Source organism: Arthrobacter sp. LT660, assembly GCF_056172845.1.
In genome coordinates, this window is record NZ_CM149651.1 from 741,607 (window position 1) to 755,593 (window position 13,987).

General features: G+C 69.3%; 11 protein-coding genes. 1 reads left to right on the forward strand and 10 read right to left on the reverse strand.

Translation table 11 applies throughout. The features are described 5' to 3' along the window. The first annotated feature begins 387 nt into the window (after positions 1–387). Positions 388–978, forward strand: coding sequence for a vitamin K epoxide reductase family protein (locus AC0QSG_RS03430; RefSeq protein WP_475376661.1), 591 nt, complete (start codon positions 388–390; stop codon positions 976–978). A 79-nt stretch (positions 979–1,057) separates the two neighbouring features. Here AC0QSG_RS03430 and ndk read toward each other — a convergent pair whose 3' ends face one another. The 10 genes from ndk to AC0QSG_RS03480 form a co-directional block, all read right to left on the reverse strand. Continuing rightward, positions 1,058–1,474, reverse strand: a complete 417-nt coding sequence (gene ndk, locus AC0QSG_RS03435; protein WP_435728679.1) for a nucleoside-diphosphate kinase — start codon at positions 1,472–1,474, stop codon at positions 1,058–1,060. A 50-nt stretch (positions 1,475–1,524) separates the two neighbouring features. Continuing rightward, a complete protein-coding gene (locus AC0QSG_RS03440) occupies positions 1,525–2,004 on the reverse strand; it encodes a DUF4233 domain-containing protein (protein WP_475376662.1) in 480 nt (159 codons plus the stop codon). Positions 2,005–2,008: 4 nt separating this feature from the next. Beyond that, positions 2,009–3,367 carry a bifunctional folylpolyglutamate synthase/dihydrofolate synthase gene (locus AC0QSG_RS03445; RefSeq protein WP_475376663.1) on the reverse strand — a complete coding sequence of 453 codons (1,359 nt, stop codon included), beginning with the start codon at positions 3,365–3,367 and terminating at the stop codon, positions 2,009–2,011. Beyond that, positions 3,364–6,669, reverse strand: coding sequence for an isoleucine--tRNA ligase (ileS, locus tag AC0QSG_RS03450; protein WP_475376664.1), 3,306 nt, complete (start codon positions 6,667–6,669; stop codon positions 3,364–3,366). The genes AC0QSG_RS03445 and ileS overlap by 4 nt, the downstream gene beginning before the upstream one ends. A 319-nt stretch (positions 6,670–6,988) precedes the next feature. Continuing rightward, positions 6,989–8,446, reverse strand: coding sequence for an FAD-dependent oxidoreductase (locus AC0QSG_RS03455; protein ID WP_475376665.1), 1,458 nt, complete (start codon positions 8,444–8,446; stop codon positions 6,989–6,991). Positions 8,447–8,509: 63 nt separating this feature from the next. Continuing rightward, entirely contained in the window at positions 8,510–9,799 is a 1,290-nt protein-coding gene (gene cobA, locus AC0QSG_RS03460; protein WP_475376666.1) for a uroporphyrinogen-III C-methyltransferase, read from the reverse strand. Between the two features lie 47 nt (positions 9,800–9,846). Next, a complete protein-coding gene (locus AC0QSG_RS03465; RefSeq protein WP_475376667.1) occupies positions 9,847–10,734 on the reverse strand; it encodes an ABC transporter permease in 888 nt (295 codons plus the stop codon). Next, positions 10,724–11,446 (reverse strand): ABC transporter ATP-binding protein, encoded by a 723-nt coding sequence (locus tag AC0QSG_RS03470; RefSeq protein ID WP_435726945.1) that lies wholly within the window; start codon positions 11,444–11,446, stop codon positions 10,724–10,726. The genes AC0QSG_RS03465 and AC0QSG_RS03470 overlap by 11 nt, the downstream gene beginning before the upstream one ends. Next, positions 11,443–12,555, reverse strand: a complete 1,113-nt coding sequence (locus AC0QSG_RS03475) for an ABC transporter substrate-binding protein (RefSeq protein ID WP_475376668.1) — start codon at positions 12,553–12,555, stop codon at positions 11,443–11,445. The genes AC0QSG_RS03470 and AC0QSG_RS03475 overlap by 4 nt, the downstream gene beginning before the upstream one ends. A 61-nt stretch (positions 12,556–12,616) precedes the next feature. After that, complete coding sequence (locus AC0QSG_RS03480) at positions 12,617–13,987, reverse strand: sulfate adenylyltransferase subunit 1 (RefSeq protein ID WP_475376669.1); 1,371 nt, start codon at positions 13,985–13,987, stop codon at positions 12,617–12,619.

Sequence of the window (13,987 nt, forward strand, 5' to 3'; positions counted from 1 at the left end):
TTCCTCCACAGCAGGGCCCGCCGGGTGCTCAGTTCGGGAACGGAGCCTTGCGGCCATCCCGTTCCCGGAAGTCAGTGTGCTATCCGCCGAGGTGCACCGTCATTGAGGGGTGCGGACGTCCCGGTGGACCAGCGGCGCTTTTCCCGGCAAGCCGCTTTACGTTGCGGCGACCGTCGGCGGTCTTCAAGCGATGCCGTGTTCCGGCACCGTGAAATGATCCATCGCCCGCGGGCTGGGAAGCCTGTCGCTGGGCCGGACGGGGACTGTGGATCCTCGACCGACCGCTTTCATCTTCTCACACCGGGCGAAGCGCGCCGCGGAAGCGGCCTAGAATCATCGTGAGCAACCACCGTCCGGCCCGATCGCCGGCCCCACCGAGGAGTCCATGTGCCACAGCCGGAGAACACGGAGACGAGCCGGGGATTCGGCACGTTGCTCCTCCTCGCCGGCACCGTGGCGTGGATCGCCTCGGCCGTTCTGGTTCTGGAACGCCTGGCGCTCTATCAGAACCCCGGGCACGTCACCAGTTGCGACATCAACCCGTGGGTGTCCTGCGGCCGGGTGATGGAGTCGTGGCAGGCGTCGCTGTTCGGATTCCCCAACCCCTTGATCGGCATCGCGGGGTTCGCGGTGGTCGTGACCACCGGCGCGGCCCTGCTGGCGGGCGCGCGCCTGGCCGCGTGGTGGTGGATCGCTTTCCAGGCCGGCATCACGCTCGCGTTCGTGTTCTGCGTGTGGCTCTGGTCCCAAGCGCTGTACGACATCAACATCCTGTGCCTCTACTGCATGGTGGTCTGGGCCATGGTGGTGCCGCTGTTCGTCTACACCACGGCCCGCAACATCGACGCCGGCGTGCTGCCCGCGGGGACCGGATTGCGCCGCGCGGCCCGGGAGTGGTCCTGGGTCGTGGTCGCATTGCTTCTCGTGCTATGCGCGGCGTCCGTTTTCTTCCGTTTCATGAACGTCTTCGTCGGCTAGGTTCGCCCGCGCATAAAGAGAGGGAACGACGCCGGTGCGCACCGGCGTCGTTCCCTCTCTGTTGTCGTTTCTGTTGTCGTTAGGCGAACCAGATGCCGATCTCGCGGGCCGCGGATTCGGCGGAGTCCGAACCGTGGACCAGGTTCTGCTGCACCTTCAGGCCCCAGTCGCGGCCGAGATCGCCGCGGATGGTGCCGGGGGCCGCGGTGGTCGGGTCGGTGGTGCCGGCCAGGGAGCGGAAGCCCTCGATGACACGGTCGCCCTCGAAGACGGCGGCGACAAGCGGTCCGGAGAGCATGAACTCGACCAGCGGCTCGTAGAACGGCTTGCCGACGTGCTCCTCGTAGTGGGCCTCGAGCAGCTCGCGGGTGGCCGAAACCTGCTTGAGCCCCACGAGGCCGTAGCCCTTGGCCTCGATGCGGGCCAGGATGGTGCCGGTGAGCTGGCGCTTGACGCCGTCGGGCTTGATGAGAACCAGGGTCCGTTCAGTGGACAAGGGTGTGCTCCTTCGGTGGTGTGTGGTCGGGAAGGTGTGCGGATTCAAGTCTAGTCTGCGACGGGGCCACCGCCCGCTGGCGGCGCGGAGCCGTCCGCCGGACCGGTGTTCCGTGCCTCCCAGCGCTCCTGCTCGCGGTCGCGTCGGGCATTCTCGAGGTCCATCGATCGTCCCTTGGCGACCGCGTACCACCAGGTGCACGCGAAAAGGATGCCCACGACGAACATCAGCGGCTCGACGAATCCCGCCATGATGAGGACGATCTGGATCGCCCAGCCGATCCAGTAGCCCAACGGCCGCCGCAGCAGCGCGCACGTGAGGATGCAGACGACCGCCAGTCCGACGCCGGCCGAGAGGGTCAGCGCCGGGGCGAAACGGTCCCGGTAAAGGCCGAACACGCCGAGCGTCGCGAACAGCACCACGAAGGCCTCGAGCGTCAGGACGGTCGAGGCGAACATCACCCGGATCGAGCGCCGTTTCCTCTTCTGCCCGGGCCGCCATTCGCGCTGTGCCCTGGTCATGCGTGCCATGCCGCTAGCTCCCCAACAGTGTTCGGGCCTCGGCCACCACGGTGATGGAGCCGGTGACCAGGATTCCGCCGCCGAAATCCTCGGTGGCCTCGGCGCGGCCGACTGCCCACTCCAGGGCGTCGTCGAGCCGCTCCGTGACGTACAGGTCGCCCTCCGGGAATCCGGCCTCGATGGCCATCTCCCCCAGTTCCCCCGCGGGGATCGCCCGCGGCGACGTCGACTGGGTCAGGCAGATGTCCTCGACCAGCTCGCCGTACTGGGCGCGCAGTTCGGCGAGCATCGCCGGCGCGTCCTTGTCGCGCAGGATGCCCACCACGAGGACCAGCTTGCTGAAGCCAAAGGCCTCCTTGACCGCCTCCGCGCTCACGCGCAGCCCCTCCGGGTTGTGGCCGGCGTCGACTATCGCGGTCGGTGCGGTGCGCACGACCTCGAGCCGGCCGGGCGAGGCCGCGTTCGCGAAGCCCTCGCGGACCAGCTCGATGTCCAACGGCTTCTCGCCTCCACCGAGGAACGCCTCCAAAGCGGCGACCGCGACGGCGGCGTTTTGCGCCTGGTGGGCGCCGTGCAGCGGCAGTTGCAGGTCGGCATAGCGCCCGGCCAGTCCGCGGATGGCGAGAAGCTGACCCCCCACGGCAAGCGTGCGCTCCTCGACGCCGAATTCGACGCCCTCGAATCGGAAGGGGACGTCCTTGCCACGCGCAGCCTCGAGGAGCACCTGCGCGGCGGCCGGCGGCTGCGCGGAGCTGACGAGGAATCCGCCGGGCTTGACGATGCCGGATTTCTCGGCGGCGATGTCCTCGACCCTGTCTCCCAGCAGCTCCGTGTGGTCCAGGGAGATCGGGGTCACGACAGCCACTTGGCCGTCGCCGACGTTGGTCGCGTCGGTGATGCCGCCGAGACCCACCTCGATCACGGCGACGTCCACCGGGGTGTCCGCGAAGACGGCGAAGGCGAGCACGGTCACCGCCTCGAAATACGTGAGCCGGTTTTCGCCGCGTGCCTCCAACTCCCCGTCCACGATCCGCAGGTAGGGGCGGATCTCGTCCCAGATGCGCACGAACGTCTCGTCGTCGACCGATTCGCCGTCGATGCTGATCCGCTCCGTGACCTTCGAGAGGTGCGGGCTGGTGTATCGGCCCGTCCGCAGGCCGTGGGCGAGCAGCAGCGATTCGAGAATCCGCGCGGTGGACGTCTTTCCGTTGGTCCCGGTGACGTGGATGATCGGAAACGCCTTGTTCGGCTCACCGAGGATCTCCATCACACGGAACATCGGTTCCATGCGGGGTTCGATCTTGTTCTCCGGTGCCCTTCCCAGGAGTTCCGCGTAGACGCTCTCCACGGAAAATTCGTCGATGTTGGTCACTTGTTGGTATCCAATCCGGTGAGTGCGGCCTCGGCGGCCGCGACGGTTTCCACGTCGATGCGCACGGGGCCGGAGGTTTCCTCGAGCACCAGTCCCACGGTCAGTGTTTCCGTCTTGATGAGATTCGCGTTGGCGTGCAGCGCCGCGACGGTTGCGGCGTCGGCGTGGATGACCGTGCGGATCCGGTCGCTGACCGCAAGGTCCGCGTCCTTGCGCGCCTGCTGGATGCTGCGCACCATGTCGCGCGCCAGCCCCTCGGCCGCGAGCTCGTCGGTGACCTGGGTGTCCAACACCACGAAGCCGCCGCCGGACAGAACGGCCGCCGCGATCGACGCGCCGTCGGTCGATTGTTCGACGACCGTCTCGAGGCTGTACTCGTGGGGCTCGAGGGCCAGCCCGCCGGAGACGACCGCGCCGTCGGCGTCAACCGACCAGTCGCCGGACTTCGATCCCTTGATGGCCTGCTGTACGCCCTTGCCGAGCCGCGGTCCGGCCGCGCGGGCGTTGACGACGAGCCTCTGGCTGATGCCGAATTCGCCGGCGTCGGCCTCTTTCGCGTCCAGGAAGGTGACCGAGCGCAGGTTCAGTTCGTCCGCGATGATGGACGCGAAGGTTCCCTCCAGGTCCCGGGCTCCCTCGGCGACCACGGTCATCCCGCCCAGCGGCAGGCGCACGCGGAGGCTCGCGCCCTTGCGCAGGGACGAGCCCACGGAGCAGACCCGGCGGGTGAGCTCCATGCGCTCAACCAGTTCCTCGTTGCGCGGGAACACGGAGGCGTCCGGCCAGTCCGCGAGGTGCACGGATCGGCCGGCCGTGAGACCGCGCCAGATTTCCTCGGTGGCCAGCGGCAACAGCGGGGCCGCGACGCGGCACAGCGTTTCCAGACAGGTGTACAGGACGTCGAACGCCTGCCCGTCCTCCTCGAAGAAGCGCTGGCGGGAACGGCGCACGTACCAGTTGGTCAACGTGTCCATGTAACGGCGGACGGCGTCGCACGCGTCGGAGATGTCGTACGCGTCCAACGCGGTGGTGGCCTCGCGAACGAGGTCCCCGGTGGCGGCGAGCATGTAGCGGTCCAGCGGATCGGTCGACTCGTAGCGGGCCTTCGCCTCGTATCCCGAGCCGTTGGACGCGGCGTTGGTGTAGAGGCTAAAGAAGTGCCAGACGTTCCACATCGGAAGCAGCACCTGCCGAACGCCCTCGCGGATGCCCTGCTCGGTGACCACCAGGTTGCCACCGCGCAGGATCGGCGAGGCCATCAGGAACCACCGCATGGCGTCGGAGCCGTCGCGGTCCAGGACCTCGTTGACGTCCGGGTAGTTCCGCAGCGACTTGGACATCTTCTGGCCGTCGGAACCCAGCACGATCCCATGGCTGATGACGTTCGTGAACGCGGGGCGGTCGAACAGCGCGGTGGACAGCACATGCATGGTGTAGAACCAGCCGCGCGTCTGCCCGATGTACTCGACGATGAAGTCCGCCGGGTTGTGCGACTCGAACCAGCCCTTGTTCTCCATGGGGTAGTGGACCTGCGCGTACGGCATCGATCCGGAGTCGAACCAGACGTCCAGGACGTCCTCGACGCGGCGCATCGTGGATTGGCCGGTGGGGTCGTCGGGGTTGGGTCGCACGAGGTCGTCGATGAACGGGCGGTGCAGGTCGACCTCACCGGCGTCGTTCAGCGGCAGGCGGCCGAAGTCCGCCTTGATCTCCGCGAGTGATCCATAGACGTCGCGACGCGGGAATTCGGGATTGTCGGACTCCCAGACGGGGATCGGAGATCCCCAGTAGCGGTTGCGGCTGATGGACCAGTCGCGTGCGTTGGAGAGCCACTTGCCGAACTGGCCGTCCTTGACGTTGCCCGGGATCCAGTTGATTCCCTGGTTGAGTTCGACCATGCGGTCCTTGATGGCGGTGACCTGCACGTACCAGGAGGAGACGGCGCGGTAGATCAACGGGTTGCGGCAGCGCCAGCAGTGCGGGTAGCTGTGTTCGTAGCTGGCTTGGCGGACCAGCCGGCCGTCGGCACGCAGCACGTTCGTGATGGTCTTGTTGGCGTCGAAGACCTGCACGCCCACGATCGAGTCCAGCGGCCCGCCCGCGAACATCGGGAGGAAGCGCGCGCCCTCGTCGACCGACAGGACCACGGGGATGCCGTTGGCCTCGCAGACGGCCTGGTCGTCCTCGCCGTAGGCGGGTGCCTGGTGGACGATTCCCGTGCCGTCGGTGGTCGTGACGTAGTCCGCCACGAGGATTTGGTAGGCATTCTCCATCCCGTACTTTTCGTCTTCCGCGAACGTGTCCCAGAGGGGCTCGTACGCGATGCCGGCCAGGGTAGAGCCCGTGTGGGTGGACGTGACCGCGGCGGCGGCTGCCCCGGCGTCCGCATAGCCGAGGTCCTTGGCGTAGTTGCCGACGAGGTCCTTGGCGATCAGGAAGCGCGCTCCGGCGTCGAACCCCGTGGCCGAGGCCTTGACGCCGTCCGGACCGATGGGCACCACGGAGTATTCGACGTCGGGTCCGACGGCGAGTGCCGCGTTCGTGGGCAGCGTCCAGGGTGTCGTCGTCCACGCCAGCGCGAGGACTCCGGCCAGCTCACGCGAGACGTCGGACTCCCCCGCCCGAAGGGGGAACGTGACGGTGACCGTCTGGTCCTGCCGGCTCTTGTAGACGTCGTCGTCCATGCGCAGTTCGTGGTTGGACAGCGGCGTCTCGTCCTTCCAGCAATACGGAAGGACGCGGAAGCCCTGGTAGGTGAGTCCCTTGGTGTGGAGTTCCTTGAAGGCCCAGATGACCGATTCCATGTACTCGACGTTGAGCGTCTTGTAGTCGTTCTCGAAGTCCACCCAGCGCGCCTGGCGGGTCACGTACTCCTGCCATTCGTCGGCGTACTTCATGACGGAGGAGCGGCAGGCGTCGTTGAACTTGTCGATGCCCATGGCCTCGATCTGCTGCTTGTCTGTCATGCCGAGCTGCTTCATCGCCTCCAGCTCCGCCGGCAGACCGTGGGTGTCCCAGCCGAAGCGCCGCTCCACCTTGTGGCCGCGTTGGGTCTGGTAGCGCGCCACCAGGTCCTTGACGTAGCCGGTGAGCAGGTGCCCGTAGTGCGGCAGGCCGTTGGCGAAGGGCGGGCCGTCGTAGAAGACGAACTCGTTGTCGCCGGCCTCGCGCTGGTCGATCGACGCCTGGAACGTCGCGTCCGCGGCCCAATACCCCAGGACGCGCTCCTCGATCTCGGGGAAGCGGGGCGAGGCGGCCGTGGTGGCCTGCGGATCGGTGGAAGCCTTGGGGTACTTGGTCATCTGCGGCAGTCCTGGCATCGGTCGGCGTCCCGGGGGACGCTGCGTGTACTCGATGCGGGGACGTGTCCCGGCTGTCGGTCGCCGGTCCGCGCGGTACCACCCCGCTTGCTCGCGCCCCGGGAAATCCCGGTGCGCGGCCGCTCCTTGACTGCTGTGACGGGCATACCCGTCCGGTTCTACTGGGACGCGGCGTCCGGTGGACGATGCGCCTTTTCTTCCGGAGGCTCGCCGGTGATGGCCGGGTCTAAGCCGATGGCGTCCAGTCTAACGGATCCGGCGGATGACGCGACCCGCCGGATCCGCTGCCCGGGGTTCGGCGTCAGGCCCGGCTGTCGGCGGTGGCGCCGCGCGAGACGGAGACCATCGCGCCGCGCTCGACGACCTTTACGCGTTCGCGGACCACCGGTCCTTTGGCCGTGGGCGCGGGGGCGGCGTCCGCGCCGAGCTGCTTTTCGTGCTCGTCGAGCGCGAGCCAACCGTCCCAGGTGGTGTATTCGATGCCCTTTGATTCCAAGAGCGCGACGACGGCGTCCGTGGCCGGATCCGTGGCGAGCGGCAGCTCTGCCAGATCGGACAGCAGGTGGGTAACGGTCTCGAGCGCATCGCCCTTGGTGTGGCCGATGAGGCCGACCGGGCCGCGCTTGATCCAACCCGTGGCGTAGATCCCGGGCACGTGCACACCGTCGGCGCCAAGGACGCGGCCCCCGGCGTTCGGGATCGTGCCGGTTCGGCCGTCGTATTCGACGTCCTCCACCGCCGACCCGAAGTATCCGATGGCGCGGTAGACGGCCTGGAACGGGTAGTCCAGGATCTCGCCGGTTCCGCGGACGTTGCCCGAGCCGTCGAGCTCCTGGCGCTCGAAGCGCATGCCGGAGACCTTGCCGTCATCCCCCAGGACCTCGATGGGATTGTGCAGGAAGTGCAGGTGCAGGCGGCGGGACGCACCCGAATCCTGTTCCTCGACCAGCCAGTTGGTCAGCGTGTTGACCATCGTCTTGACCTGGTTGTTGGTCTTGATGGCGGTGTCTGAGCCCTCGTCGAACTCGAAGTCCTCCGGATAGAGCACGATGTCCACGTCGCGGCTGTGGCTGAGCTCGCGCAGCTCCAGCGGGGTGAACTTCACCTGCGCGGGTCCGCGGCGGCCGAAGACGTGCACGTCGGTGACCGGCGAGGCGGCCAGGCCCCGGAACACGTTGTCGGGGATCTCGGTGACCAGCAGGTCCTCGGCGTGCTTGGACAGCACCCGGGCCACGTCGAGGGCGACGTTTCCGTTGCCGATGACCGCCACCTCCCTGGCCTCCAGCGGCCATTCGCGCGGCACGTCGGGGTGGCCGTCGTACCAGGACACGAAGTCCGCGGCGCCGTGGGACCCCTCCAGCTCGATGCCGGGGATGTTCAAGTCCGCGTCCCTGATCGCCCCGGTGGCGAAGATGACGGCGTCGTAATGGGCGCGCAACTCCTCGAGCGAAAGGTCTGTCCCGTATTCGACGTTGCCGAAGAACCGGATGTCGCCGCGGTCCAGGACCTTGTGGAGGGCGTTGACAATGCCCTTGATGCGCGGGTGGTCCGGGGCCACGCCGTAGCGGATCAGCCCGTAGGGCGCCGGGTAGGCGTCGAAGAGGTCGATGCCGACCTCGAAGTCGCGCTTGGCCTTGGTGAGGAGATCAGCGGCGTAGACGCCCGCGGGACCGGCGCCAACGATGGCCACGCGCAGCGGACGCGCGGAAAGCGCGGACGGCGTCGCGGTCTCTGCGGTGTGGTGGTGGCGGTTCGTCATGGGTTCTCCTGGTGCTGTGTTTTTGGGGTCTGTTTGCTGGGTGTGATTGTTCGCTGGGGCCGGTCAGCCGACGGCGACGGGTTGCCTGACGTCGTTCGTCGCGGCGGACGCTCGGCCGGCGATCCGGCCGACGGCGTGCGGACTGAGGCGGACCACATCGCCGATGACCACCACGGCCGGGTTTTCCACGCCGACCGACTCTGCCGTGCGCGCGATCGAATGGAGCCGGTCGATGGTGACACGCTGCTCGGGGGTCCAGCCGCGTTCGACAATGGCGACGGGGGTGTCCGGCGGGAGTCCCCGACCGAGGAGGGTCGCGGTGTTCTGCCGGAGCCGGCGCACTCCCATCAACAGCACCAGCGTATGGTCCGGTCGGGCGGGCAGCTCGGCGAGTTCGGCGTGACCCGTGGCCATCGAGAAACCGGCAGCCAGCCCGCGGTGGGTCACGGGGATTCCGGCGGCCGCGGGCACGGACACGGCGCTGGTCACCCCGGGCACCACCTGGACGGAGACACCGTGTTCGCGGCAGAATGCGGCCTCCTCCCCGCCGCGGCCAAGGACATAGGGGTCCCCGCCCTTGAGACGGACAACGCGGTGTCCGGCGCGGGCTTCGGCCACGAGCACGGCATTGATTTCGTCCTGCGTGGCGAGGTGGTCGCCGGGAGCCTTGCCCACCTCGATGATCCGCACGCCGGCGTCCAGCTCGCGCAGCAGCGACCGTGGGCCGAGACGATCCGCGACGACGACGTCGGCGGCGGCCAGCAGGCGACGTCCCATCACCGTGATGAGGCCGGATTCCCCCGGCCCGCCACCGACGAGCGCCACGGATCCGGTGCCCTTGCGGCGCCTGCGCAGCGGGAGAAGCCCGGTGTCCGCGGCCAACGCTATGGCGTTGCGCAGTCCGGCCGCCCGCCGTGGGTCCCCGCCACCCGTGACGGCCACGGTGATGCCGTCTCCGATGCGCGCGACCGCGGGGGTCCAGGCGCTGGACGCCGCCTGGTCGGAGGCGTTGACGCACCAGATCCGCCTTTCATCGGCGTCCGCCGCAACGGCCGCGTCCGTGTCGCCGTCACCGGTCGCGGTGTGGGCGAGCCAGACGCCGTCGAGGTCCCCGGGACGGTAGGCGCGGCGTTTCCAGGCCAGAAGTCCCGCGGACGCCGCCTCGGCCAGGGCCGGCACGGCGTCCGGCGCGACGACGGTGATTTCGGCGCCGGCGTCGAGCAGTTGGGAGACGCGTCGTTCGGCGACGGGACCGCCGCCGACGCACAGCACGGCCTTGCCGGACAGCCGAAGAGCCAGGGGATGCACGGGTTCCTGTTCGGGCGCTGCCGAACGCGGGTGAAGGTCTGTCATCGGGGTCTCCTCGGTTCGGAGGTGGGTGTCTTGGGGTGGAAGTCCGTTCATCGGGTGCCCCCCGGGGCGAGTCCGCGGCGCCTGAGCAGGCTGCGTTCCAGCGGGGCGAAGACCAGCAGTTCGATCGCGATTCCGATGGCGAGGATCGCCAGAATGGCGGCCATGACCACGGCCATGAGCGATAGGTCCCGCCCCTGTTGGAGCAGCGATCCGAGGCCGTAGCCGATGCTGCCGCCGATCGCGATGATCTCTGCGGCCATCAACGATCGCCACGAGAAAGCCCAGCCCTGCTTGAGCCCGGCCACGTACCCCGGGAGGGCCGCCGGCAGGACGATCCGCAGCAGCTGTTGGGCGCGGCTGGCCCCCAGCACCGTTCCCAGGCGCCGGAATTGCGGTGGAACCTGGTCGACTCCGGAGAGGAATCCATTGATGATCGACGGCGTTGCACCCATCAGCACCACGAAGAAGACGGTGGCGTCCGTCAGCCCGAACCAGATGATCGCGGCCGGTACCCACGCGACGCTCGGCAGGACCTGCAACCCGGAAATCAAGGGTCCCAGACCCCTACGCAGGGTCGTCGAGGCGGAAAGCAGCAGGCCGGCGGGTGTGCCGATGGCCAGGGCCAGCAGGAAGCCGAGCACGCCGCGTTGCAGCGAGGTGGCGACCGCTTCCCCCAGGCGGCCGTCCGCGGCCAGGCCGACGGCGCCCGCCCACACGTCCAGCGGTCCGGGAAAGAGGTCGGCGCGCGGGGAGCCGGCCCAACTGGCAAGCTGCCACAGACTCACCAGGGCGGCGAACGTTCCCAACGGCAGCAGCACCTTGCCCCAGGGGCGTCTCGGCGGTGCCCCCGAGTCCTGCAGGCGGTCCAGCCCGGCCTCGAGCTCACCGAGCCGGTCGACGGCGACCCCGGCAGTCGCGGTGGTTCTAGTGGGCATGCTGGCGGATCTCCTCGCGTAGCCTCTGGGTGATTTCCCGGGTCAGGGCGGTTTGGGCCGCGGGGTCCTCGCGGACGGCGGGATCGATGGACCATTCGGCAGCGACCCTCCCGGGGCGGGAGGAGAGCAATAGGACCCGCTGTCCCAGCCGCACCGCCTCCCGGACGTTGTGGGTCACGAAAACCACGGTGCGCCGGTCGGCCCGCCAAAGCCTTTCGAGTTCGTCGTGAAGCAGATCGCGGGTGATGGCGTCCAGTGCCGCGAACGGTTCGTCCATGAGCAACACCGGCCTGTCTTGTCCCAGCGCGCGCGCCAACGACGTGCGCTGGCGCATGCCGCCGGACATCTCGTGCGGGCGCTTGTGGCCGGCGTCGGAGAGATGCACGAGGGACAGGAGTTCGTCCGCCCGGCGACGCCTCTCCGTCCTGCCCAGTCCGCGCAGCTCGAGCGCGAGTTCGATGTTGGCCCGGGCCGTCAGCCACGGCAGGAGCGCCGCGTCCTGGAACATGAAGGCCGCCCCGGCCGACGGGATGGTCACGCTTCCCGCGCTGGGGGCCTCGAGCCCGGCGACGATGTTCAGGAGGGTCGATTTGCCGCAGCCCGAGGCGCCGAGCACGGCGACGAACTCGCCCTCGGTGATTGTGGTGCTGATCCCCTCAAGCACGGGCGCCGCGCCGAAGTCCTTGGACAGGCCGTCGATCACGATACTCACGACGCTGTCTCCTTGGCTTTGGCACGGAGCAAGGGCTCCCCGTCGACGAGTCCGTCGAGTTCGCCGGGTTCCGCCAGCCCCACCGCCACCGCGTCCCTGAGCAACCGCGGATAGGCGCCGGTGAGCGGATCGGCGGTGAAGTGCAGGCGGTCCAGTGCCCGCCCCATGACGCGGGCGTCCAACTTTGCGCCGGCGATCTCCGCCAGGCGGTCGTTCAACGTGGCGGAAACGGTGTCCCTGTCCGTGCGGTGGATCCAGTCCAGCGCGGCCAGGTGACCGCGCAGGAGGGCTTCAACGGAATCCGGGTGGCGGGCCGCGAATTCCGGCGACACGGCCAGGACGGTGGTCGGGAAGAGCCCGCGGGTTCCGGTTTCCGAACCGTCCCAGAGGTCCGCCTCGTCAACCAGGACCTCGGCCCCGGCTTCGACCACCAGGCGGGAGGCCCAGGGCTCGGGCAACCATGCGCCGTCGATCTGCCCGGAACGGAAGAGCTCGAGCGACTGCGCGTTGGCGGTGGGCGCGATGGCCACATCCCCTCCGCGCAAGGTGGCGGACAACTGCCCCCGGGCCAGCCACGAGCGAAGCGCCACGTCCTGGGTGCCCCCGAGCTGGGGGGTGGCCAGCGTTCCTCCGGCCAACGCGGCGGGACTGTCGATGCCGGGACGCACCACGAGTTGGGCCCCCCCGGCCGCGGCCCCCGCGAGGATCCGCAGGCCCCGTCCGCCGCTGGACACGTAGGCCGCGATCGCCGGGTTGGGCCCGAGGTACGCGGCATCGATGGCGCCGGCGTTCAGCGCCTCGACCGCGGCCGGTCCCGCGCCAAAGACGCTGGCCCTGAAGGCCGTGCCCTCGCCGCCCAGTTCCTTCTCAAAGAGGCCGAGGCCCGTTCCGACCAGGGCCGGCGCGTGGGTGAGGTTCGGGAAGAAGCCCAGCCGCAACCGCTCCGCCGGACCCTGGGCGGAGGCGACCGCCGCACCCGGGCGCGGCTGGGTCGTGGTGGCGGCGGCCCCGACGACCAGCAGCCCAAGCAACCCGCTGCCCGCGGCGAGGAAGGCGCGGCGTCCGGGACCGGAATGCCGGCTTGGTGGCGTGTGGCGGATGGTGTCCATGGCATTGTCCCCTTTCGCGGAGGTGGGTGGTGGGGCCCGTGGCGGGTCTGGTGGTCGGGGTTTAGTTGGCCGGGCGGTCGGCGACGAGACCGGCGGCCAGCGTGTTGCCGGACTGCGGGTCGATCACCAGGAACGCACCGGTGCGGTGCTGTGCGGTGTATGGCTCGGTGGGCAACTCGCTCGCCAGCCGGAGGCGCACCTGACCGATGTCGTTCAGCTCCAGTTCCGCTGCGGGAACCAGTCCGAAGTCGTCGAGGTCCAGTCGGCCCTCGATCCCGGCCACGCGCGCCCGGACGGTCGCGGTGCCGTGTTTGACGAGCACGGTGGCCCCCTGCCGCAGCGGCTCCGGAGCGAGCCAGCACAGCTGGGCGTCGAGATCGGCCGAGGAGGCCGGGAGCGTGCCGGCGGCAGCCAAGGTGTCGCCGCGGGCGATGTCCAGTTCATCGGACAGCCGGATCGCGACCGACGCCGGTGCGGTCGCCCGCTCCAACGAGCGACCCGCGACGTCGATGCCGACCACGCGCGAGGTGCGCCGCGGCTGGCCGGCGGTGGCGACCGTAACCGGATCCCCGACGGCGATGGAGCCCGCGGCGATCTGTCCCGCATACGCCCGGTAGTCGCGGTACGCCTCCGCGTCCAGTCCGGGTGCCAGCGCGCCCTGCGGACGCAGCACCAGCTGGACCGGGAAGCGGAAGGCGGCCCCGGCCTGCTCCTGATCGTCGCGGGTGGGCAGCGTTTCGAGCAGCCCCAGCAGCGTCGGCCCGGTGTACCAGGGGGTCTGCGCGGAACGCTCGACGACGTTGTCGCCGAGCAACGCAGACACCGGGAGCGTGTGCGGAACGGGCAACCCGAGTCCCGCGGCCACGCGTTCGACGTCGGCGGCGATCTCGGCGAAGCGCTGGGCGTCGTAGCCGATGAGGTCGATCTTGTTGACGGCGACGACCACATGGGGCACCCGCAGCAGTCCGATGGCCCCGAGGTGTCGCCGCGTCTGTTCGAGCACGCCCTTGCGGGCATCGATCAGGACGATCGCGGCGTCCGCCGTTGAGGCGCCCGTGACCGTGTTGCGGGTGTACTGCACGTGTCCGGGGCAGTCGGCGAGGATGAAGGAGCGCAGGCCCGTGCCGAAGTAGCGGTAGGCGACGTCGATGGTGATGCCCTGTTCGCGCTCGGCGCGCAGGCCGTCGGTGAGCAGGGCCAGGTCCAGGCTGCCGTCGCCTCCACCGAAGCCGCGGTCCGCGGAGGCACGGGCCACGGCGTCGAGCTGGTCGACGAGCACTGCTTTGGCGTCATGCAGCAGGCGACCCACGAGGGTCGATTTGCCGTCGTCGACCGAGCCGGCCGTCGCGAAGCGAAAGAGGCCGCCGCGTCCGAGCACCGGGATGTCGGTGTGGGGCTCGGGGGTGTTGGTGTCCAGGATGGTGGTGCCCAT

Bases quoted from the DNA above. Each gene is read 5' to 3' on its own strand.
- AC0QSG_RS03455 (WP_475376665.1), bottom strand. From the start codon at position 8,446: ATGACGAACCGCCACCACCACACCGCAGAGACCGCGACGCCGTCCGCG.
- cobA (WP_475376666.1), bottom strand. From the start codon at position 9,799: ATGACAGACCTTCACCCGCGTTCGGCAGCGCCCGAACAGGAACCCGTG.
- AC0QSG_RS03480 (WP_475376669.1), bottom strand. From the start codon at position 13,987: ATGGGCACCACCATCCTGGACACCAACACCCCCGAGCCCCACACCGAC.
- AC0QSG_RS03475 (WP_475376668.1), bottom strand. From the start codon at position 12,555: ATGGACACCATCCGCCACACGCCACCAAGCCGGCATTCCGGTCCCGGA.
- AC0QSG_RS03465 (WP_475376667.1), bottom strand. From the start codon at position 10,734: ATGCCCACTAGAACCACCGCGACTGCCGGGGTCGCCGTCGACCGGCTC.
- AC0QSG_RS03440 (WP_475376662.1), bottom strand. From the start codon at position 2,004: ATGGCACGCATGACCAGGGCACAGCGCGAATGGCGGCCCGGGCAGAAG.
- ileS (WP_475376664.1), bottom strand. From the start codon at position 6,669: ATGACCAAGTACCCCAAGGCTTCCACCGATCCGCAGGCCACCACGGCC.